18 protein-coding genes and 1 pseudogene are annotated in these 21,922 nt (G+C 65.9%); 13 read left to right on the top strand and 6 right to left on the bottom strand.

The features are described from left to right. The first annotated feature begins 74 nt into the window (after positions 1-74). Genes NU1_RS35265 through NU1_RS35255 form a run of 3 tightly spaced genes read left to right on the top strand, consistent with a single transcriptional unit; the run spans position 75 to position 2,289 of the window. A complete protein-coding gene (locus NU1_RS35265) occupies positions 75-1,118 on the top strand; it encodes a sugar kinase (RefSeq protein ID WP_245720454.1) in 1,044 nt (347 codons plus the stop codon). Further along, on the top strand, positions 1,115-1,864 hold the full coding sequence (locus NU1_RS35260; protein WP_067528384.1) for an IclR family transcriptional regulator: 750 nt from the start codon (positions 1,115-1,117) through the stop codon (positions 1,862-1,864). The genes NU1_RS35265 and NU1_RS35260 overlap by 4 nt, the downstream gene beginning before the upstream one ends. Positions 1,865-1,881: 17 nt before the next feature. Further along, on the top strand, positions 1,882-2,289 hold the full coding sequence (locus tag NU1_RS35255) for a RidA family protein (protein WP_067528382.1): 408 nt from the start codon (positions 1,882-1,884) through the stop codon (positions 2,287-2,289). A 237-nt stretch (positions 2,290-2,526) separates the two neighbouring features. Here NU1_RS35255 and NU1_RS35250 read toward each other — a convergent pair whose 3' ends face one another. The 3 genes from NU1_RS35250 to pheS all read right to left on the bottom strand — a co-directional run bounded on the left by NU1_RS35250 (position 2,527) and on the right by pheS (position 7,406). Further along, positions 2,527-3,318 carry an alpha/beta hydrolase gene (locus NU1_RS35250; protein ID WP_067528380.1) on the bottom strand — a complete coding sequence of 264 codons (792 nt, stop codon included), beginning with the start codon at positions 3,316-3,318 and terminating at the stop codon, positions 2,527-2,529. Positions 3,319-3,811: 493 nt separating this feature from the next. After that, positions 3,812-6,313 (bottom strand): phenylalanine--tRNA ligase subunit beta, encoded by a 2,502-nt coding sequence (pheT, locus tag NU1_RS35245; RefSeq protein WP_067528378.1) that lies wholly within the window; start codon positions 6,311-6,313, stop codon positions 3,812-3,814. 31 nt (positions 6,314-6,344) lie between these two features. Next, a complete protein-coding gene (pheS, locus tag NU1_RS35240; protein WP_067528376.1) occupies positions 6,345-7,406 on the bottom strand; it encodes a phenylalanine--tRNA ligase subunit alpha in 1,062 nt (353 codons plus the stop codon). Between the two features lie 256 nt (positions 7,407-7,662). Between pheS and NU1_RS35235 the strand changes: the two genes are divergently transcribed. Genes NU1_RS35235 through NU1_RS35225 form a run of 3 tightly spaced genes read left to right on the top strand, consistent with a single transcriptional unit; the run spans position 7,663 to position 10,048 of the window. Beyond that, entirely contained in the window at positions 7,663-7,974 is a 312-nt protein-coding gene (locus tag NU1_RS35235; RefSeq protein WP_067528374.1) for a hypothetical protein, read from the top strand. Next, positions 7,974-9,446 carry a hypothetical protein gene (locus tag NU1_RS35230; RefSeq protein WP_067528372.1) on the top strand — a complete coding sequence of 491 codons (1,473 nt, stop codon included), beginning with the start codon at positions 7,974-7,976 and terminating at the stop codon, positions 9,444-9,446. The genes NU1_RS35235 and NU1_RS35230 overlap by 1 nt, the downstream gene beginning before the upstream one ends. 26 nt (positions 9,447-9,472) lie before the next feature. Continuing rightward, entirely contained in the window at positions 9,473-10,048 is a 576-nt protein-coding gene (locus NU1_RS35225; RefSeq protein ID WP_157553449.1) for a hypothetical protein, read from the top strand. An 8-nt stretch (positions 10,049-10,056) separates the two neighbouring features. Here NU1_RS35225 and NU1_RS35220 read toward each other — a convergent pair. Further along, positions 10,057-10,691, bottom strand: a pseudogene (locus NU1_RS35220) (nitroreductase family protein). A gap of 78 nt (positions 10,692-10,769) precedes the next feature. Between NU1_RS35220 and NU1_RS35215 the strand changes: the two are divergent. Next, on the top strand, positions 10,770-11,150 hold the full coding sequence (locus NU1_RS35215; RefSeq protein ID WP_084522106.1) for a winged helix-turn-helix transcriptional regulator: 381 nt from the start codon (positions 10,770-10,772) through the stop codon (positions 11,148-11,150). Here NU1_RS35215 and NU1_RS35210 read toward each other — a convergent pair. Both NU1_RS35210 and NU1_RS35205 read right to left on the bottom strand, forming a co-directional pair. Then, positions 11,107-11,628, bottom strand: coding sequence for a DoxX family protein (locus NU1_RS35210; RefSeq protein ID WP_067528368.1), 522 nt, complete (start codon positions 11,626-11,628; stop codon positions 11,107-11,109). The genes NU1_RS35215 and NU1_RS35210 overlap by 44 nt on opposite strands. Positions 11,629-11,660: 32 nt before the next feature. Continuing rightward, positions 11,661-13,109, bottom strand: coding sequence for a DHA2 family efflux MFS transporter permease subunit (locus tag NU1_RS35205; RefSeq protein ID WP_067528366.1), 1,449 nt, complete (start codon positions 13,107-13,109; stop codon positions 11,661-11,663). A gap of 113 nt (positions 13,110-13,222) precedes the next feature. Between NU1_RS35205 and NU1_RS35200 the strand changes: the two genes are divergently transcribed. The 6 genes from NU1_RS35200 (at position 13,223) to NU1_RS44505 (ending at position 21,916) form a co-directional block, all read left to right on the top strand. Beyond that, the gene (locus NU1_RS35200) at positions 13,223-13,789 is read left to right on the top strand and encodes a TetR/AcrR family transcriptional regulator (protein ID WP_067528364.1); all 567 of its coding nucleotides are present in this window, start codon (positions 13,223-13,225) and stop codon (positions 13,787-13,789) included. Positions 13,790-13,918: 129 nt separating this feature from the next. Then, positions 13,919-14,317: a hypothetical protein gene (locus NU1_RS35195; RefSeq protein ID WP_067528362.1), complete on the top strand. Its 399-nt coding sequence runs from the start codon at positions 13,919-13,921 to the stop codon at positions 14,315-14,317. A 144-nt stretch (positions 14,318-14,461) separates the two neighbouring features. Continuing rightward, complete coding sequence (locus NU1_RS35190; RefSeq protein WP_067528360.1) at positions 14,462-14,800, top strand: YbaB/EbfC family nucleoid-associated protein; 339 nt, start codon at positions 14,462-14,464, stop codon at positions 14,798-14,800. A 50-nt stretch (positions 14,801-14,850) separates the two neighbouring features. After that, the gene (locus NU1_RS35185) at positions 14,851-15,516 is read left to right on the top strand and encodes a hypothetical protein (protein ID WP_084522105.1); all 666 of its coding nucleotides are present in this window, start codon (positions 14,851-14,853) and stop codon (positions 15,514-15,516) included. 8 nt (positions 15,517-15,524) lie between these two features. Continuing rightward, positions 15,525-21,677: a putative T7SS-secreted protein gene (locus tag NU1_RS35180; RefSeq protein ID WP_067528358.1), complete on the top strand. Its 6,153-nt coding sequence runs from the start codon at positions 15,525-15,527 to the stop codon at positions 21,675-21,677. Further along, positions 21,665-21,916, top strand: coding sequence for a DUF7660 family protein (locus NU1_RS44505; protein WP_443093790.1), 252 nt, complete (start codon positions 21,665-21,667; stop codon positions 21,914-21,916). Before NU1_RS35180 ends, NU1_RS44505 begins: the two co-directional genes overlap by 13 nt. Positions 21,917-21,922 lie beyond the last annotated feature (6 nt).

Here is a 21,922-nt window from a genome sequence, read left to right as displayed (position 1 = left end):
TGTTGCGTATCGTGTTTTCGGTGGTTATTCTGCACGTGATGACCGATAGCCGCAAGCATTCGAAGGGAGTTCGTGTGACCTGGCCTATGTCGAGCCGTCCGCGAGCGGTCACCGTGGGCGAGGGACTTGCCGTCCTGGTCGCCCAGCCGGGTCCGCTCGAGGATTCGCCCGCCTTCGAACGGGGCGCGGGCGGGGCCGAGGCGAATGTGGCGACCGTGCTCACCCAGCTCGGGATCGAGACGGCGTGGATCTCCCGGGTGGGTGACGATGGGTTCGGCCGGTACCTGGTGCGGCATCTCGCGGATCGGGGGGTGGATATCTCGGCCGTGGCCGTGGATTCCAACCGGCCCACCGCCGTGTATGTGAAGGAGCGCGGCAACGGTTCCGGTGTGCCCGGCGATATGGCGGCCGGTGCGAGCCGAATGCTGTACTACCGCACCGGATCCGCCGCCAGCGCGCTCTCCCCCGCCGATCTCGGCACGGCCACCGGACTGCTCGACGGCTGCGAACTGATCCACTTCACCGGCATCACCACTGCCCTGTCGGAGTCGGCGACGGCGCTCACCGAGACACTCATCGGTCGTCCGCGCGCTGACCGGCTGATCAGCTTCGATCTGAATTACCGTCCGGCGCTGTGGGATCGGCGCGAGGTGAATGCCGCCGACGTACTCGCGCGCCATGTCCGCGGTAGCGATGTGGTGTTCCTCGGCTCCGATGAGGCCGAGGCGGTCTTCGGCACCGGCGATCCGGATCGGTTGCGTGCGTTGTTTCCGCAGCCGCGACACCTGGTGATCAAGAACGACGCGCATTCGGTGACCGGATTCCTGGGGGCCGTTCGCGTCGAGGTGCCCGCACTGGAATTGACCGTGACCGAGCGGATCGGCGCGGGTGACGCTTTCGCGGGTGGCTACCTGGGCGCACTGCTCCAGGGCCGAGCGCATGAGCAGTTGCTGCGCTTCGGGCACCTGTGCGCGGCGGCGGCCCTCACCGGCATCGGTGATGTGGCGGAGCTGCCGCCACTGGCGCTGCTCGAATCCCTCGCCGAGGCAGGCCCTTCCGATTGGGCGGGGCTGCGTTATCCCGCCGCGTCGGCCGTAATCGAGAATGTGCCCTCATGAGCCAGAGTCTGCAACGCGCGCTGACCATTCTCACCGAACTCGGTGAGGACTCGAAGTCCTTGGACGAGTTGGCCACTCATCTGAGTGTGCACAAATCGACGGTGCTGCGGCTGCTACAGACCATGGAGGCGCAGCGCTTCGTCACCCACGATGCCGAACACCGATACCGGTTGGGGTCCAGGCTGTTCGAGCTCGCCAACCGATCCCTGGAACGGCGCGATGTGCGCACCCTCGCCCGGCCGCATCTGGTGGAGTTGAACGCGTTCACTGGGCAGACCATCCATCTGGCCGTACTGGAGTCCGGCGAGGCCATCTATATCGACAAACTCGATGCCACACAGAGTGTGCGCATGTATTCGCGGGTGGGGCGACCCGCACCGCTGCACTGCACGGCGGTGGGCAAGGTGCTGGTCTCCGCCCTACCGCGCGGCCAATGGCGCGCGATCGCCGAGGGCATCGAGTACAAGAGGTTCACCGAGCGCACCATCGCCTCCCCCGACGCCTATCTCGCGGAGCTGGAACTCGTTGCCGCCCAGGGCTATGCCGAGGATCACGAGGAACACGAAACCTTCGTGAACTGCGTCGGCGTCCCGATCCGCGACGGTACCGGCGCGGTGGTGGCCGCCCTGTCCATGTCGGTACCCGACATGCTGCTCGACCACGATCAGGTGCTCGCCCTGCTACCACGGGTGCGCACCACGGCCGAAGCCATTTCCACCGAACTCGGCTGGAATCCGAAGCACTGATCCACGAAAGGTTCACCATGAGTGAGAAGATCGCTGTCCGCACCACCGCCGCACCCGCCCCCGCGCACACATTCTCGCAGGGCGTGCGCAAGGGTCCGTTCGTCCAGGTCTCCGGTCAGGGGCCCGTCGACCCGGTCAGCAACGAGTACCTGTATCCGGGAGACGTGGCCGCGCAGACCATTCGGACGCTGGAGAATGTGAAGGCGATTGTCGAGGCCAGCGGTGCGAGCTTCGACGATGTGGTGATGCTGCGCGTGTACCTCACCAAACGCGAGGATTTCCCCATCATGAACGACGCCTACGGCGAATTCGTGAACGCGCACACCACCGGGGATGTACTGCCTTCGCGCACCACGGTTTTCACCGGCCTGCCGCGCGAGGAGATGCTCGTCGAGATCGACGCGGTCGCCATCGTCTCGGAGTAGGTCAGCGTCACGACACCGCCCGGCCCACCTTCATCGTTCCGGCCGCAATAGGTCAGCGTCACGACATCGCCTACCCACCCTCGTCATTCCGGCATGCTTTTGGCCGGAATCCACATCCCGAAGTAGTGGCCCCCCGGCCAAAACCATGCCGGGGTGACGGCGAGGGCAGCCGCTGTCGCACGTTCGACCTCGCAGGTGAGCCCGCCAGGCAGGGTGTCGCTGCGGAACAATCTGCGGCTATTCGCCCGCCGATGCCTCATCATGTGCGGCCAGCGTGGCCGTAATCCACGCCGTCAGAGTGGCGGGCCACTCCGGATCCACCACGACATCATTGTGACCCGCACCGGGGAACACGACGATCTGCTTGGGTTCGGGCGCGGCGGCGAACAGCTCTTCACCCATCCGCAGCGGCAGCAGCTCGTCCTGATCACCGTGCATGATCAGCAGCGGCGACCGCAGCCGACGAATGCGGCGCAGGCTCGGATAAGCGTCCGGAATGAACATCTTCGGCAGGAACGGGTACACGGCCGTCGCCGCGTCGCGCAACCCGGTGAAGCTCGAAATCAGCACCATCGCCGCCGGTGGATAGGCCATCGCGAGTTCGAGCAGCACCGCACCCCCGAGTGACTTACCCAGGTAGACAATCCGATTCGGATCCACCCCGGGCCGTCCGAGCAGCGCCTGCCGCGCCGCCCGCGCATCCAGGTACGTCCCCCGCTCACTCGGGCTGCCGGTACTGCGCCCATATCCGCGATAGTCGAAGATCAGCACATCGAACCCGACCCCTGCCAGCAAGGCCAGGATCGGCGACCGGTCCCCGATATTGCCCGCATTCCCGTGCGCGAAGAGAATGTGCCCCACCGGTTCCCGCTTCGCACCCACGAACCAGGCGTCAACGGTTTCGCCGTCCTCGGTGGGCAGCCGCAGCTCGGTGTAGTCGACACCGAAATGCGCGGGCGTCAGCTCGATCCGCCGCTGCTGCGGCATGTATGTCAGCAGATTGAGTATGGGCCGGGCCGGATGCTGCATGACACCTTTCCTATCATCTCGGACGATCCGCCCGACGTACCGAGACACGCGGGGCGCTGAAAGCCTGACACCCGCAAAAGAACTCACAGGCACTCAACCCGCAGTTAGGGTGATGCCACCTCATTTCGAGGGGGGGTGGCGGCGCATGGTCTGGTCCACGCCGCCCCGCCAGAAAGGAGGTGGTGGGTCATGGGAGAGCATTCCCGCGCACAGGAAACCCCGGTCGACTGGGCAGTGTACGTAGCGGTCGCTGCGGCAGTCGCCGGGGTTGTGTGCCTGGTCCGACTGATACGTCGGGGTAGGTAGCCCGCCCGGGTCGGGTGCCGTTACCGCGGCGCTCGACCCTCTCAGTCATCACACGAGGTGACGCGGTTCATCCTACGCGATCGCTGGTCACCACGACAACGATCCGCGCAGGTCTGCGGCGATTCGGCCGACGCGGAAGGCCCCCGACCCGCGTCGGGTCCGGGGCCTTCCGCGTACGGGAGAAGCGTCAGCTGCGCAGTACAGCCCCGACGGCGGCAGCGGCCGCGGCCACCGCGGCGTCCCGTGCCGCACTCGCCTCGTCCTCGGTCAGCGTGCGATCGAGCGCGCGGAAGCGCAGGGCGTAGGTGAGGGATTTGCGGCCCTCCCCCGCCTGTGTGCCCTCGTAGACATCGAACAGCGCGACATCCTCGAGGAGTTCGCCCGCGCCCTCGCGCAGCGCCGATTCCACCGAGACGGCGGGAACCGTCTTCTCGACGCTCACCGACACGTCCTGCAGTACCGCCGGGAAGGCGGAAACCACGGGCGCGGGCCGGTTTTCGCGCAGCGGCAGAGCGTCGAGGTCGAGTTCGACGGTGCAGGTGCGCGGCGGCAGGCCGGCGCGTTCCAGGACCGCCGGGTGGAGTTCGCCCGCATGCCCGACGACGACACCGTCCACGACGAGTTCGGCACAGCGGCCCGGATGCCATGGCAGGTGTACCGCCGAGCGACGCTCGATGGTGACACCGGCCGCGTCGGCAATAGCGTCGACGAGCGCGAACGCGTCGGCGGCCTCCGCCGGGCGGCCCGCGTTTCCGGGACCGCGCGGCTCGCGCTTACCGGTCAGCACGGCGGCGATGTGCGTCGGCTGGTCGGGCAGCGAACGGACCAGGGTATTGATCTCGTCCTCGGTGGGGCGACGGTCCACGGGCAGCGGATCGACGGCACCGGTCTCCGCACTGGGCAGGACGACCTGGGCGATGCCGTAGATGGCGAGGTCGCGTTGGCCGCGAGAGATATTGCGGGCGGCCACCTCTAGGAGACCGGGCAGCAGGGTCGAGGCCAGGTCGTGGCGGTCTACATCGAGTGGGTTGAGCACCTTCAGCGTCTTGCGGCGCTGGTCGTCGGCGTCCAGGCCCCAGGTGTCGAACACCGTGGCGGACATGAAGACCGGCGGCTGCACCTCGACACACCCGTGGAATGCGAGGGCCTTGCTCACCGAGCGGCGGCGGCGCTGCTGCGCGGTGAGACCGCGCCCGGCGGGGGCGGTGGGCAGCACCGACGGAATCTTGTCGAGACCCTCGAGGCGCAGCACCTCCTCCACCAGATCGGCGGGCTGCACCAGATCGGGCCGCCAGCTCGGCGGGGTGACGACGAGCTGGCCCTGTCCGATATCGCTGACGCCGATCTCGACGGTGCAGCCGACCTGCTGCAGGCGGCGCGCCGAGGTGCCGGACGCGTACTGCACGCCCGCGGTGCGGTCGGCCAGGTCGAGATCCATGCTGATGGGCGCGGCGGCAGGAACTACGACCCGCACGTCGGTGAGTACGGATTCGACTGTGCCACCGGCAATTTCGGCCAGCAGGGTGGCGGCGCGGTCGAGCGCGGCCACATTCAGCTCCGGATCGACGACGCGTTCGAAGCGGCGGCTCGCCTCGGAGGAGAGCTTGTGGCGACGCGCGGTGCGGGCGATGGCGATCGGGTTCCAGGTCGCGGCCTCGAGCAGGACATCGGTGGTCTCGTCGCCGACCTCGGTACTGGCACCGCCCATGGTGCCCGCCAATGAGATGACGCCCGAATCATCGGCGATCACCACATCTTCGGCATCCAGGGTGCGCTCGACATCATCGAGGGTGCGCAGGGTTTCGCCCTTGTTGGCGCGGCGCACGACCAGCCCGCCCGCCACCTTGGCGGCGTCGAAGGCGTGCAGCGGCTGGCCGAGTTCCAGCATGACGTAGTTGGTGACGTCCACGGCCGGGGCGATGGGTCGCACACCCGACAGCAGCAGGCGACGCTGCAACCACCACGGGCTGACGGCCTTCGGGTCGACGCCGGTGACACGGCGCACCGCGAAACGGGTGCACAGTGATTCGGGTTCGAGTTTCACCGACCACGCCGAGGTATCGGTCTCGGGCAGCAGGCGCACGGCGGGATCGGCGTATTCGAGATCGAAGCCGCAGGCCAGCTCACGGGCCAGGCCGCGCGCCGAGAAGGCGTAGCCGCGGTCGGGGGTGATGGCCAGTTCGATAACGGTGTCGTCGAGACCGAGCAGCGCGTTGGCATCGGTACCCGGCTCGGCGGTGCCGGGCTCGAGTACCAGGATGCCATTGTGATCCTTGCCGATGCCGAGTTCGGCGACCGAGCAGATCATGCCATTGCTGGTGTGCCCGTAAGTCTTTCGCGAGGCGATTTTGAAGCCGCCGGGCAGTTCACCACCCGGCAGCACCACGACCACCAGGTCGCCGACGGCGAAATTCGTTGCACCGCAGACAATCTCCTGTAGTTCAGGCTGACCGATCTCCACCTTGCAGAAACGGATCGGCTTCTTGAACTCGGTCAGTTCGGTGATCTCGGCGACCCGGCCCACCACCAGGGGATGCTCGATCTCACCGCCGACCCGCTGCAACTGGTCGACCTCTTCGACTTCCAGACCGACTCGGACGAACCCGGCGTCGAGTTCCTCCGGCGTCACGGACCACCCGGGGGTGGTGCGCTGCAGGATTTCTGTCAGCCAGGACTGCGCTACTCGCACTTGACGTTTCGCTTTCGGTGTTGGGTTCGAGTCAGGACTGGATGCCGAAGGGCAGCGTGAATCGCACGTCGCCCTCGACGATGTCGCGCATATCCGGCAGGCCGTTGCGGAACTGCAGGGTCCGCTCCAGACCCATGCCGAACGCGAAACCGGTGTACACCTCGGGGTCGATACCGGAGGCGATGAGCACCTTCGGGTTCACCATGCCGCAGCCGCCCCACTCGACCCAGCCCGGGCCACCCTTCTTATCCTCGAACCACACGTCCACCTCGGCGGACGGTTCGGTGAAGGGGAAGAACGACGGCCGCATCCGGGTGGTCGTGTTCGGGCCGAACAGCGCCCGCGCGAAAGCGTCCAGGGTGCCCTTGAGGTGCGCCATAGTCAGGCCCTTATCGACGGCCAGACCCTCGACCTGCGAGAACACCGGGGTGTGCGTGGCATCGAGTTCATCGGTGCGGAAGGTACGCCCCGGGCACACCACATAGATGGGCAGTTCGCGCGACAGCATGGACCGCACCTGCACCGGCGAGGTGTGAGTGCGCAGCACCTGTCGCGAACCCTCCGGCGCGATATGGAAGGTGTCCTGCATGGTGCGCGCCGGATGGTCCGGCAGGAAGTTCAGGGCATCGAAGTTGAAGTGCTCGGTCTCGACCTCGGGACCTTCGGCGACCTCCCAGCCCATGGCCACGAAGACATCGGCGACCCGCTCGGACAGCACCTCGATCGGATGGCGGGCCCCCACCGCGGCCCGCCGCGCGGGCAGCGTCACATCGATGGCCTCGGCCACCAGTACCGCGGCGTCCCGCTCGGCCAGCAGCACCCGCTGCCGCTCCTCGAACGCCTGCGACACCCGCTGCCGCGCCACATTCACGCGCTTACCGGCATCGGCCTTCTCATTCTTGGGCAGCGTGCCCAGCGACCGCTGCGCCAGCGCGATAGGCGACTTCCCGCCCATGTACTCGGTCTTCGCCACCGCCAGCGCATCCAGGTCAGCGGCCGCCGCGAACGCCTTCTCGGCTGCTTCCGCGGCAGCGGTGAGCGATTCCTCGCTCAACGCCGCGGTCTGCTCGGCACGGTCGATTTCGTCGGCCACGATGGTCGTCTCTCCCCTGACTGGTACGAGTAGGGCGGCTGCCCATCATTCATTCTTGCTGGTCGAATCGTAGGCGATGCACTCAGCCCGGTTCACATCCATTTCCCCCGCGTAGGCACGGCAGCGACAGTCAGCACCCTCGAGACCGCCCGTCGACACCCCCGCGCCGACCTGACCAGCTAACTTGCAGCGCATACCCAACGGCTATGGTGACGCTTCGAATACTCGTGACAATCCACCGCGAAGGGGGGGATTCGTGGCTCTATTCCAGGCCGATATCGACCAGATCAACGCACTCGCGAAGACCCTCGGCGAGGTGGCGGCCCAGATTGACGCGATCGACGTCCGCACCGCCGCCCAATCGATTGCCGCAGCATTGCCCGGAACACCTCTCGGTGCGGCCTGCGCACAGGCCACCGAATACACGGAGGGCGCATGGTGGCGAGTCTCGCAGCGAGTCGAGCAGGTATCGACGGCCATGACCGCGGTCGCAGCAGATGTCGCCGCGACCGACGACACTTTCCGTCACCGTCTCGACGGCCTGGATTTCCGCACCGGTGGTCGCTGATGACCGGTTGGGCTCTGACCCGAACGAACGTCGCCGCCTGGAATACCGGTGCCCTGTCAGATCTAGCCGGGGCGGTCGGCGGCGGCAACACCACCTACGCCGACCAGATCGATCGAGGCCCGAGACATTTCGCCGACCTGAATGGCGCGTGGGCAGGCCAGGCGTATGCCGCCGCCTACAACCGCATCGGTGAAGACCATTGGCAAGCCCGGAAAATCAACGAGGAAGTCACCGACCTGGCGGACCTTCTCAACCACGCCGCCGGACGCCTCGCCGATGAGCAGAGCGTTCTCTTGGGCAAGGTCGCCGACGCCGAGGACCCCCGGTCCGCCATCGCTGGCGAGACCCTCGAGGTCAGCGACGTATGGAAAGTCATCGCCACCTATCCCCCGAACGCCACCGACGACGACCGCCGCACAATCACCGACCGTGTCACCGCCCACCAGGGCCTCATCAACGCCGCCTTCTACAGTCTCCGTGACGCCGCAGCCCAATTCGACCAGGCTATCCGCACCGCAGCCCAGCAGGTCCGCGATGCGGGTAGCAATTTCGGCGATGGGGTCGATGCACCGACCATCCCCGGCACGGCGATCCCCGCCCCGGACAGCTCAGATCCTCGAACCGTGGCTTCGTCGGCCGCCTTCGAGAAGATGTTCGGCCACCCGCCCGTCACCGATGTCGACCGAGCGACGGCCAACGCCCTGAATCCCAACAGCTACGACCCCAAATACCAAGGCGTTCCGCCCAATATCGTGGTGGCGCGGATCAAGCCGGTACCCGGCCAGGGTGTCGTCCGCACCGGCCAGTACATCCAGGAACGGGATGTCGTCGACCCATCGTCGAAAAATGCCTTCGGGAGAAATAAGGGTGACAATCGAACGGCCGACCCGAACTTCGATCCCGAACACACCCGTGTAGCCACCTATGTGGACTACGAAAACGGCATTGTGGTGTTTCGGCAGAACCCGTCCGTAGTGCAGGAAGCCGATGGCAGCGGAAGCCATGTCGAAGTGGGCAGGCCCGAGGCGACGGTTGTACAGGCGACAGACGGATCGGTACGCATCAAATACGATGCCGCCGATCCCATTGGTATGGGCGGACCGATGCGAGAATTCGGTTGGTCGGTGAACGGCGATCTGGTGTTCACTCCGACTGAAAACGGTGTCAGGATCGACGGCACTCGCACGAACTACCCATGGCTCGAGGCGTATCAGACCTCCATTGCACAAGGAAACCGCGAGATCGCGGTAGACCCACCAACTGGCCTGGGTACGGGTTCCAGCTTCGGTCCATCGATCAATCTGCAGGGCCATCACGAGATCGGCTCGGGCGGACAAGCTCTCGATGACGACAAATGGAAGGGCTGGAATTCTCTGTACGACGTCAAGGTGGATGTGCCGGGGACACCGCTCGGTAACCCCAACACTCCGCCAACCGTTTCTCGGCATCCCAGTGAACTACCGACCGCGTAGACCCTCCACTACCTTCCGAGGACCCCATGCCTGCCGATCAGCTCTCACCTCAGCCTCGCCCCAGCCAGTCGTCGACGGTCAAACCTTCGCCCTACACCTTGATATCTCTCGGCATCGGTGTCGCGGGTACGGCGTTGATGATCGGACTGGCAGCGAGTCATCAGGCTGACAAGGTGGCAGCTGTTTTCGGGGCCTGGGCATTCTGGCTTCCCATTGCACTGCTTTCCGGGACGCGGACATTGTGGGATCGCGGATTCGTGGGCGGTGGCACGCGACTGCAACGTATCCGCGCCTTTCTCGGCGAATGGGTCGGGTATGTCGGCATATTGACGGCCGCTGCCCTGATCGTGCTCTCGGTCAACTTCCATGACAGCGGTATCCATCCGCGGTTGGGCTGGTGGCTGGTGCCGGAGATCGCGATACCTCTGGCGATGATCTGGTTCGGCGGTGTTGCCAGGAGGTGTGGAATCGGCATCCTCATCGCGCTGGCAGCTCCTTTGTGGCCCTATCTCCTGTTCGGCGCTGTGGTCATCCTCGGGCCACCTGCGGTGCTCTATCTGATTACCTTGGCCATCTCCCACGGGGTCGCCGCCGCACGGTGACCATGCCGTCACGCAGCCAGGTACCTGTCGCGGAAGACGGTATGGCACAGGGGGCGGCGGCCGGGGTGGTGGCGTTGTTCGGCGGGGTGGCCGATGGACATCAGGAGGGCGATGGCCAGGTCGTCGCGATTGTCGATGCCGATGACCTTTTTGACTTCGGCCTCGTCCCAGCCGTTCATGGGTGAGGTGGCCAGGCCGAGTTCGGTGGCTGCGAGCATGACGTAGCTGGCGGCGATCATCGCGTCCTTCACGGCGTATTCGCGGAGGAGGTCGCGTTCGGCGAGTGACTGTTGGAATTGCGTTGCGGCAGCGGAGAATCCGGTGATGAATTCCTCGTTCCAGGCCTGGTTGGCGCGGGCCTGGTCATAGATGTCGGACCGGTCCTGTTGCCAGGCATGGGGTTCGGCGACGAAGACCAGCATGACCGGCGCTTCCCGGGGCTGGGGTTGACCGCCTGTCGCCCGGGTGAGGCCCTCGCGGACCTCGGGATCGGTAACCGCGACTATGGAGCGGTCCTGGAGATTCCAACTGGAGGGGCCTCCATGGCCAATTCCAGCAGGGCGTTGAGGTGGGCGGCGGAGACCTCGGTCGGAAGGTAGTGGCGAACGGTGCGGCGGGTGCGGATCGCTTCGGCGACAGACATCGTATTCATGTCACTCACTATTGGAGAGTGAGGCACTTATCGGAAGTAGGCACTAATTGGTGCGTTACTCTCGATGAGGTGACCACCGTCGAATCCTCCGGACTGGCCGCCGACTGCTACTCCGCCAAATGCCCGACGCGTCAGGTGCTCGATCACATCGCGGGCAAGTGGACGGTCCTCGTCGTCGATGCGCTCATGGAGCAGGGCGTCATGCGTTACACCGATCTGAGCCGTCGCATCGGCGGCGTATCGCAGAAGATGCTCACTCAGACCCTGCGGAGCCTGGAGAGCGACGGCTTTCTCACGCGCACAGTGCATCCCACCATCCCGCCGCGAGTGGAGTACGAACTGACAGAGCTCGGCCGCAGTCTCGCAGAACCGATTTCGGCGCTGCGACACTGGGCCGAGCTGCATATCAACGAGATCGAGCAGGCACGAGCGAGCGCAGCCGAGCACTGACGGCCGTCTGCATCGGCACCCCCGCCGCCCAGAGGGCGACCGCGATGAACACGATCTGCTCCGGCAGGCGAAACCACAGCGGTGTGGGAGCCTCACCGTTGAGCGGGATATCTTCTACGGCCGCATAGATATTCGCGGGGAACATCAGCACGAACAGCACCGCGAGACCGATGCCCGCGAGCGGGCGGGTGCGGTTCAGGATCAGCCCCACCGCGCCGAGCAGCTCCAAGACCCCGGTCAGGTAGACCATGAAGTCGGGGAAGGGCACGAACGACGGGACCATGGCGGTCAGATCGTCGTGGCTCGGGGCGGCCTCGACGGAATCGGGCAGGAAGTGCGAGGCGCCGGTGAACAACACCAGGACCGCCAGACCGTGTGCGAACGACACCTGCCAGGTAGCCAAGCGGGTGACGCCGAGCGCACCCAGCAGCCGGAAACACAGGGTCGGGATGATCAGCAGGGCGAGGGTTTGGAACATGATGAATCTCCAGGCGCTCGAGCAGATCTATGTCAACGCGCGGACACTGTTGCGGGGCTTTCTATTTCGGCATGCGCGACGTTCGTCTCGCGGCCGGGCAGCAGCAACGCCACCAGCGCCCCGCTGGCGACCACGACAGCACCCACCCACACCGCGGGCACCAGGCCGTCCACGTAGGACTGCGGGGAGACATAGGAGCCGTGCGAGGCGAACACCGACGCCAGCACCGCGACGCCCATGGCCACACCGACCTCACGGATGGTGCTGTTGGTTCCCGAGGCCATGCCCTGATCGGCCGGGGACGCACTGGACATGACCACCGTGGCAGACGGCGCGAAGGTCAGCCCCATGCCGATACCACCCAGCACGAAGGGAAGTACGAAGGAACCGTAGGACACGTCGATACTGGTGATGAATGCCATCCAGCCCAGCGCGATCGCGAGCAGCACCTGCCCGACGGTGACCAGTAGGCGCGGGCCCACCCTGTCGACGATGAGACCGGCGAGCGGGGCGACCACCATCGGGGCCAAGGTCCACGGCAGCGTCCGCACACCCGCTTCGAACGGTGAATACCCCTGCACCACCTGGAAGAACTGCGCCAGCAGGAAGATCGCGCCGAAGACACCCACCGAGAAGGTGAACATCACCGTGTTGATCGCACCGAACGCGCGCACCCGGTACAGCCGCAACGGCAGCATGGGATCCGCGGCACGCCGCTCCCAACCGATGAAGACGGCCAGCAGCGCCACACCACCGATCAGTCCGGTGAGCACCGGGCCGGTGGTCCATCCGTCCTCGGCACCGTGAATCACACCCCACACCACCGCGAGTACGCCACCTGCCGACAGCAGCAGGCCGAGAATGTCCAATCGCCGTGCACCGCCGAAGGATTCACCGAGCACCCGCGCCGCCAGCGGAATCGCGGCAATGCCGATCGGCACATTGATCCAGAAGATCCACTGCCAGCTCAGCCCATCGACGACCGCACCGCCCACCACCGGACCGAGCGCTACACCGAGGCCGGCGATACCGCCCCAGATGCCGATGGCGGCGCTGCGCATCTTCTCCGGCACGGCGGCCGCGAGCAGAGGTAAGGACAGCGGGAGCACCGCCGCCGCACCGAAGCCCTGTACAGCACGTGCCGCGATCAACATCCACGGCTCGGTAGCCAGTGCACACGCCGCCGAGGCCACGGTGAAGACAGCGATGCCCGCCAGGAACATCCGGCGCCGCCCCAACCGGTCGCCGAGGGCGGAGGCGGTCAGGATCAGCGAGGCGAACGCGAGTGTGTAGGCGTTCACGAACCATTGCAGATCGGCCAGCGATGCGCCCATCTCGGCCTTGATGACCGGCAGCGCGTTCGTCACTACGAGGTTGTCGAGCGTCACCATGAACATGGGGATGCCGACAGCGGCCAGTACGGCCCCGAGGGGACGGGGTTTCGCTGCGGCCGTAGCCGCGGCGGTGAGGGTGGAGGTCATGCTCTGATCCTTCGACGTCTCAACTTGTTGTTATCGACTGATAACTTGATGCCAGAAGAGTATGCATCCACTGATAACATGTCAATACCGAACGAGACGAGGAGGATGAGCGCATGACCCGGGCACGCATGAAGGCAAGCGAACGCATGGAGGAGGTACTGACCGCGGCGGTGTCCGCCTTCGCCGAATCCGGTTACGCCGCAACCAAAACCGATGAGATCGCCCGCCGCGCCGGAGTCTCCCAGCCGTACGTCATTCGGCTGTTCCAATCCAAACAGCAGCTGTTCCTCGCGACACTGCACCGCGTCTGCGATCGCATCGAGGAGGTCTTCCGCACGGCCGCCGCCGAGGCCGCCACCACCGATCCGGACGAGATCCTCCCGGCCATGGGCCACGCCTACAAGATCTTCCTGGCCGACCGCGACCTACTCCTGGTCCTGCTCCACGGCTTCTCCGCCGCCAGCGACCCCGCCATCGGCCCCGATGTCCGCGACCGTTACGGCCATATGTACAACATGATCCGCGAAACCACCGGCGCCCCGGTCAGCGAAGTCCGCCGCTTCATGGCCACCGGCATGCTCATGACCGTCATGGCGGCCATGCAGGTCGTCGGCCCCGACGCCATCGAAACAACGTGGGCCACAGAGATGCTCGACGATCTCGAGGCACACGGCGACTAGCGACGAGAACTACCCACCCGATCCGGCGCACCCGCGGGTCGTTCCGCACCGTGCCACGAGAGTTTCCGGCCCGTTGCCCTCCGCTATGCTCCGGAGCAGGGACGCGGCGGATGGCCCGAAGGGGGAAGTGTGGTCGAACTCGGCCCGGAAATCGGAACATTACGTGCGGAGATCGACGCCTTCTATACGGGTTTCGGCGATCCGACCGCATTGGAAGCGGCATTCCGGGCGGCGGTGCTGCTGGTGCCGCTGGCCGAAGGTAACCGGATCCGTATTTCGGAATTCGGTGGGGTGGAATGGATCTGCGCGTTCACCGGCGTGGAGCCGTATGCCCGATGGTTGTCGCGGCGCGGTGAGCTCGATACTGCCGACGAGTACCCCTATCACACGTTGAGCGGATGGCGGCTGGCCGATTACGCGGCAGGGTGTGTGAAACCGACCGGGGTGACGGTGGATATCACCGGTCCAGCGCCGATGGCCTTTCCACCCACCGTGACCGAGGCTTCCGACGCTGCGGCCGGGGCGTAGGCGTTCCTGTGAGTCCCGCTACGTCGTGGGATTTCGGCGGTGTCGTGAGTTGTCGACCCCCGGGCTCGCGGTTAGCATCGGGCAGACGGTTGGGCGGCACTTCGGGGCCGCGTTTCCCGGGGAGCAGGCGAGGGGGTAGCGCGCATGAATGCGGAATCGCAGGGCGCCCGCGCCCGGCAGGTCGATGAGGCGATGTCGGCAGTGCGTGGTCGAGCGCAGGAATCGCGAGGGCTGGTAGAAGTCGAAACCGATGCGTACGGGACGATCACGGACTTGCGGATTTCCGACGCCGCGATGAGTTCCGACGCCGCCCGGCTCGCTGCCGTCATTTCCCAATGCCATCGCAAGGCACGGGAGAAAGCCGAAACCGAAGCCGCCCGCCTGCTGGGGCAACTCGCGCAAGATAACCGTCCGGTGCCGACCGCCGCGAAACATCCGCAGTGGGAAGAGGTTGCCCCGCTTCGGATCACGTACCGGATGTAGGCATGGTCGAGTTCAGTTCGGTGTGGAATTCCTGATGGGGGAGGCTGGCAGTGTCGGTTGACGGGTTGCGGGTCGATCCGGCCGCGTTGGAGCAGACGGCCAAAGGCATCACGGGCATGATCGACGCGTTGGCGGAGGTGGGGATCAAGGAGACCGCCGCTTCCGGGCGCGGGTTGTCATTGCTGGCGCTGTCGGCGTTGGAGGCGGGTAAGGCTTCGGTGCAGACGGAGTTCGAGTCCTACACCGAGCGGTGGTCGTGGGGCGTGCGGGCGCTGGTGCAGGCGGGCAATGAGATAGCGCGGGCGTTGGGGCTGAGCGCGGGTCGCTACCAGGCGATGGATGCCAAGGCCGAGGAAATGTTCAAGGTGTTGTGGACCAACCTGGCGGGCAATCCGCATCTCACTCGTGACGAGGTGGCCGCACGCGACTGGGGCGATACCTTCTCCGACAACCCCTTCAATCATATTCGCAACGCCGATTACAGCCGGGAATCGTTCGATCGGGCCGCGCTGGTGTCGCAGATGAATTCCGAGATCGTCGCAGCGGTCGGCCCGCAGGCGTTGGCGAATTTGAATGCGGGGAATCCTGCGGCACTGCTCACCGATTCCGATGGGCAGCCCGCGCCGGGCTGGAATACCGGTGCCGCCGCGCAGGTCGAAGCGATCCAGCAGAAGTACGCGCCATTGTTGAATCCGCAAGGCAGTCAAGGGGAGTAAGGCTTCAGGTGGGGATCGGGGACTGGCTCGAGGACAAAGCCAATCAAATAGGCGGGGCCGTCGAGAACGCGGTCGAATCGGCCACCGCGAAGGTGGGAGAGTTCGTCGACGACGTACTCGATGTCGGTGCCGATGTAGCGCGCGGCGTCGGATTGGATTCCTATGGCGAGTATCTCGACGATCTGGGTGACCAGGTGTCCTCGGCGCTGGGTGGGCAGGTCGAAGAACGCGAACTCGGTGAGACCGAGGATCCGAAGGAGCTGATCCGCGGGGAACCGTCGGCGATCACCGAGTCCGGCACCAGTTTGGGAAAGCTGTCGACCGCCGCCGATCAGACCGGAGAGGGGTTGCGCTCGGTCGGGAACATCGAGGAGTGGGAGGGTCTGGGCGCGGACGGTTTTCAGGTCGGGTTCACACCGCAACCGGGCAAGTGGACCGAGGCCGCGGACGCGTTCACCGACGCGAAGAACGCCCTGGACGCTTGGTCGGCGGCGGTATCGGCGGCCCAGGGTTTGGCCGCGGACGCGATCACGGAATGGAACGCCGCGGTCGCCGAGCGCCGCCGGGTACTGCAGTGGTGGAATTCGCTGACCGATGAGCAGAAGGAAACCGCCAAGGTCACCGACACCTGGACGCCGAAGTTCCAGGCGGCGCGCGACATCCTGACCCGAGCACGGGGCAACCGGGACACCGCCGCCGCGCAAACGGTCTCCTCGTTGGTGGCGGCCAAAGCGTTGGCACCGGAAGAACCGCCGTTCGTCTCGCGTATGGGCGCGAACCTCGACGACGCATTGCAGATCGGCGAATACGCCCAACTGAGCTTCACCGACGGATTCCTGACCGCAGGGTCGGGGCTGGTGCAGTTCGTCCGCCAACTCAACCCCACCGACACCTACAACCTCACCCATCCGGGCGAATACCTCGAGAACATGTCGAACCTGGCCGGGAACCTGGCGGTCACCGCCGCAGACCCGGGACCGGTGGTCGACGCGATGATCGACGACGCGAAGGCCAACCCGTTCGAGGCACTCGGCGCGTTGACCTTCGACGCGGTGACCGCCGTTTCGACCGGCGGCGTCGGCCTCACCGCCAAACCCGTATCGCTGCTGAACAAGATTGACAACCTCGCTCCCTCCGGACGCCCGAACCTGGGCACCCCGGGCCGTGTCACCCCCGACGTCGACCGCTCAGTGCCCGAGGGATCCACCCCACCCGCCCGCTCCGACGTCGATACCGATGCACCGCAACGGGATACGACAGGCCCTGACGAGCAGCCCCAACGCGATGTCGATGCTCCGGCACCGGACCGGGGTGCGGGGGCTGCCCCGGAAGCGGCGCGTCCGGACCCGAATGTGCAAGCCGCCCCACAGGATTCGCCCGCGCCCGCACGCGAGCAGCCCAGCGGCCGTGAACACAACGACGACGGCGGGCAACTCGACGTCTCCGATACGCCGTCGCGTCCTGATACGGACGCACCCGCACCACGTCCCGAACCGACTCCCGAAGCACCGGCGCAACGACCGGACGACCCTTCGCTCACGCCAGTACGGTTCGACGACACGAACACCCCAGGGCCACGGCCGGATTCCGACCCACCCGATCCGCAACGAGACACCTACACCCCGCCGACCCGTCCCGACGAGACCCCCGAAGCGCCGGTACAACGCCCGAACGACACCACGAACGGACCGGCACGGGCCGACGAACCAGCGACGCCGAGCACACGTCCGGACTCCGACCCACCCGCGACCCGGCCGGCCGGTGATTCGCCGCTCGCACCGGCACGCGCCGACGCCGACACCACCCCGGACGAACCGCGCACCACCGATCCAGCACATACCCAACCCGCTGGCAGCACACCCGGCGACGGGCCGGCGCGCACCGACACCACCGGTCCCCCACCCACACGGACCCCGGAGCACACTCCGCGGGCGGACGAACCGGCCGTGCAGCCCGCGTCCGCTACCGCACCGCCGGTGCGGGATGCACCCGCGCCCGCCGCCCGCCCCGATCCGGTCACTGGGCCGACCCGCGCGGACAGCCCCGCCGCGCGAGGACCAGCGTCTCCCGCGTCGGCCACCCCCGACAGTCCGAGAACAACCCCCGCTCCGAGCGCTCGACCGACCCCGGGCACTCCGGTAGGTCCGCGCCCACAACCCGGCGACGGAACTACCCCACGAACCACCATGGATGCCGGGCCCTCGACTCGTCCGCACTCCGACAGCCCGGACACGACACGCCAGGACCCCGCGCCGGGTCCACGCCAGGAGCCTGATAGCGGATCGGCTCCTCCTCGCGACTCAGATACGAACGGTGATCGCGACGGTGCCGGAGACCGCGACACCGACAGTTCCAACCGTGACAATGACGGTGAACAGCGAGATGACTCGAACAACAGAGACCCGGATCCGGAGCGTAATAACGAAGGCGGACAACCGGATTCGGATTCCCCTTCGGACCCGGCCGATCCCAACAGCGATGTCGCCGACGCGGCGAACGACCCCGCGAACACGCAAACCGCTCGCGATGTCGCGGAATGCGGTGATCCGGTCGACGCGGCGACCGGCGAATTCCTGCTCCCCGAAACCGATCTCACACTGCCGGGGGTGCTGCCCCTGGTGTTGCGGCGGCGGCATCGCTCGAAATACCGGTGGGGCCGCTGGTTCGGCCCCACCTGGTCGTCGACATTGGATATGCGTGTGGTCGTCGACGACGAGCGGGTGACCTTCGTCGGCGAGGACGGACTACTGCTCGCCTACCCGCATGCCGACCCTGGCACCGCGGTGCAGCCGCTCGCCGGTGGGGTGCGGTACACGTGCGTGCGCACCGATATCGGCACCTACCGTGTCGCCGATCCCGAACGCGAGATCGTCTGGCATTTCGCCCCCGAACCGGCTCTGGACGGACTCGACGCGCGACTCGGGGTGTATGCGATCTCGGCGATCACCGACCGGCACCGCAACCGAATCCGCTTCCACTACAACGCCGATGGCGCACCGACCGCCATCACCCACACCGGCGGCTATCGCGTCGAGATCGCCACCGACCCGACAGTCGGCCGAATCACCGCCCTGACTGTCGTCGACGGCACATCCGGGGACGACGTCGAAGTCCCTGCCTCCCCCGATACACGCACCGGCCTTCCCGATACGGCCGCCCACGCGGACAGCGGCCACGGAGCGAGGACCGAGATCCGCCGATTCGACTATGCGGCAGGCAATCTGACGGCAGTGACCAACGGGGTCGGCGCCACCACCCGCTACACCTACGACGAACGCGATCGCATGCTGTCGTGGACCGATTCCCGTGGCACCTCGATGGTCAACACCTACGACAGTGCCGGTCGCGTGATCCTCCAGCACGGCACCGACGGCATCCTCAACGCCGGGTTCGACTACCTCGACTATCCCGACGGTTCCGGGCACCTGACCCGCCACATCAACTCCCAGGGCGCGGTCACCACCCGAGGATTCGACCACGACCTACGGGTCCGCGACCTCATGGACCCTCTCGGCGGGCACACCCGCATCGACTACAACCCCGACCGCCGACCACTGCGGGTGACCGCCCCCGACAATACGGTCACCCACTACACCTACTCCCCCGACGGCGACGTCACCCGCATCGTCCGCCCCGATGGCCAAGCCATCGACATCGACTATGCCTGGCGCAACCGCCCCGAAACGATCACCCACCCCGACGGCAGCACCGAGCACCGCGACTGGGACGCTCTCGGAAACCTCACCGCCACCACCGATCCCGGCGGGGTCCGCACCGAATACGGCTATCACTCCAACGGCGCGGTCGCGACGATCACCGAACCGAACACCGCCCGCACCGCCGTCACCGTCGACGCGGCAGGCCTCCCCGTCACAGTGGCTGACCCTCTTGGTGCCACCACCCACGTCCAGCGCGACGCATTCGGCCGCCCCATCGCGGTCACCGATCCGCTCGGCCACACCACCCGCTACCAGTGGTCCCCGGCAGGAAAACTGCTCCGCCGCCTCGACCCCGACGGGCACCACGAGTCGTGGACCTACGACGGCGAAGGCAACCCACTCACCCACACCAACCGCGCGGGCGGCATCACCCGATTCACCTACGGCAGTTGGGATCTGCCGGTAGCCCGCACCGACCCCGACGGCTCGGTAACCCGCTACACCTACGACACCGAACGCCGCCTGACCGCGGTAACCAACCCCCTCGGCCACACCTGGCACTACCGCTACGACCCCGCGGGCCGCCTGACCTCGGAGACCGACTACAACGGTGCCACCACGACCTACACCCACGACCTCGCCGGCCGCGTAGCCACCGTCACCCCCGCCACCGGCGTCGCCCGCCACCACCGCTACGACCTCCTCGGCCGCCTCACCGAAATCGCCGCCGACTCCGGGGACTGGCGCCGCTACACCCACGACCCCCTCGGCCGCCTGCTCACCGCGACCAGCGGCACCGGCGAAGACGCCATCCACACCCTCGACTTCGCCTACACTCCCGGCGGACAGCTGAGCAGCCAGACCGTAGACGCGGGCACGCCCATGCGGTTCGAATACGACCCGCTGGGCAGAAGAGACCTCCGCACCACCCCTACCGGCGCGCAAACCCGCTGGCGCTGGGACTGGTGCGGCCGCCCCACCGGCCTCGACACCGACGGCCACAGCATCGGCTTCGCCCACGACCCCGCCGGGCAGCTCACCGAATGGACCATCGGCGAACTCGCCATCACCCACGACTACGACCCCCTCGGCCGCCTGCACCATCAGACCGTCACCGGCTTCCCAACCCGCCTGTCCACCCTCGGCCTCGACACCAGCCCCCGGCCCGAACCGCGTCAGCTCCGCACCGACGAATACGCCTGGCGTCCAGACGGATACATCACTAGCCACACCTCGCACACCGATATCGGCACCGACCACCGCGACTACCAACTCGACCCGATCGGCCGCGTCACCACCCTCACTCGAAACGGTGATGTCGCGGAGCAATACAGCTACGACCCGCTCAGCAACATCACCGACAGCTACACCCCCGGTGCGCCTACCACCACAGCAAAGACCCCCACAGACACACCCGCCACCGACGACTGCCGCCGCGAATTCCGCGACAACCTCCTCATCCGCAACGGCCGCACCCGCTACCACTACGACGAATCCGGCCGCCTCACTCGAAAAACAACTACCCGTCTCTCCCGCAAACCCGACGTCTGGCACTACCGCTACGACGCCTTCGACCAACTCACCGACGTGTGGACGCCGGATCACCAGTGGTGGCACTACACCTACGACGCACTCGGTCGGCGGACTTCAAAACAGCACCTCGCCACCAACGGCACCGGCATCGAACGCATCGATTACACCTGGGATGGAACACATCTCGTCGAGCAAGCGACCGCCGAGTCCACCATGCGCTGGAACTACAAGCCGGACTCGCATACGCCGATCACCCAAACCACCGACCAGCCATCAGTCGATCGCGCCTTTTACGCCATCATTTCTGACCTAGTCGGCACTCCCATTGATTTAATAGATCCCACCACCACCGAAATCGGTGCGACCGCAAGCATTAGCCTTTGGGGAGTCACCACTTGGCACCCCGATGCTGACATACCCTATCGATTCCCAGGGCAGATACACGACCCAGAAACCGGACTACATTACAATCTCCATCGGATCTACGACCCCGCAACAGGCCGCTACCTCACCCAGGACTTGCTTGGTCTTGCACCGGCCCCTAACCCAAACATCTACCCGCACAATCCGAGCACGTGGATAGACCCATTAGGGCTCACACCGTACAGAGGCGATTCTCCGAGCGGTCGACAGCCGACGACGATAGATCCACATTCAGTTCGGTTTACTCAGAATTCGGTGAGTGGGTCGTTCCGAGATGGCGGGTCAGTATTCGATCTTGCCGATGATCTAAAATCTGGACGAGTTGATGTGGGCTCAATTCCACCAATCAGACTGTTCGAACAAGATGGTCATCTATATACGCTGGACAACAGACGATTGGTAGCCTTCCAAATGGCAGGCACGCATGTTCCATATACTATGGCCACGCCCGCCGAGGTGGCTCGGGACGCTTTTAAGATGACAACGACGACCGATGGCACCAGTATCAAGATCCGCGGAACAGGAGGTCAGATATGGCCGAGCTAGGCTCTGATGGCGTGTACGATCGCACTTCATTCGTGAGATTCCTGAACGAACTTTCATCGTCAGTAGATCAAAATCCTAATGCATACGAAAATCTCAATTCGGGGCGATTCATCGAAGCAGCAGCGGCATGGATCGATGACATGGATGGATACTATGAAAAGAATTCGGAGCCCGTCCCACATGACATAAACTGGCGATTTATTGCACAGCTATTCTGCGCTGGACTTGTATACGAGTAGAGAGCG

The sequence above is a fragment of the Nocardia uniformis NBRC 13702 genome (assembly GCF_001613345.1).
Taxonomy (GTDB): Bacteria; Actinomycetota; Actinomycetes; order Mycobacteriales; family Mycobacteriaceae; genus Nocardia; species Nocardia uniformis.
The sequence above is the reverse complement of the archived record's forward strand: the minus strand, read 5'-3'. Positions and strand labels throughout refer to the sequence as shown.

Excerpts from the sequence above, each read along its gene's own strand:
- NU1_RS35230 (WP_067528372.1), top strand. The coding sequence starts at position 7,974 with ATGACCGGTTGGGCTCTGACCCGAACGAACGTCGCCGCCTGGAATACC.
- NU1_RS35255 (WP_067528382.1), top strand. The coding sequence starts at position 1,882 with ATGAGTGAGAAGATCGCTGTCCGCACCACCGCCGCACCCGCCCCCGCG.
- NU1_RS44505 (WP_443093790.1), top strand. The coding sequence starts at position 21,665 with ATGGCCGAGCTAGGCTCTGATGGCGTGTACGATCGCACTTCATTCGTG.
- NU1_RS35250 (WP_067528380.1), bottom strand. The coding sequence starts at position 3,318 with ATGCAGCATCCGGCCCGGCCCATACTCAATCTGCTGACATACATGCCG.
- NU1_RS35200 (WP_067528364.1), top strand. The coding sequence starts at position 13,223 with ATGACCCGGGCACGCATGAAGGCAAGCGAACGCATGGAGGAGGTACTG.
- NU1_RS35260 (WP_067528384.1), top strand. The coding sequence starts at position 1,115 with ATGAGCCAGAGTCTGCAACGCGCGCTGACCATTCTCACCGAACTCGGT.
- NU1_RS35210 (WP_067528368.1), bottom strand. The coding sequence starts at position 11,628 with ATGTTCCAAACCCTCGCCCTGCTGATCATCCCGACCCTGTGTTTCCGG.
- NU1_RS35225 (WP_157553449.1), top strand. The coding sequence starts at position 9,473 with ATGCCTGCCGATCAGCTCTCACCTCAGCCTCGCCCCAGCCAGTCGTCG.
- NU1_RS35190 (WP_067528360.1), top strand. The coding sequence starts at position 14,462 with ATGAATGCGGAATCGCAGGGCGCCCGCGCCCGGCAGGTCGATGAGGCG.
- NU1_RS35205 (WP_067528366.1), bottom strand. The coding sequence starts at position 13,109 with ATGACCTCCACCCTCACCGCCGCGGCTACGGCCGCAGCGAAACCCCGT.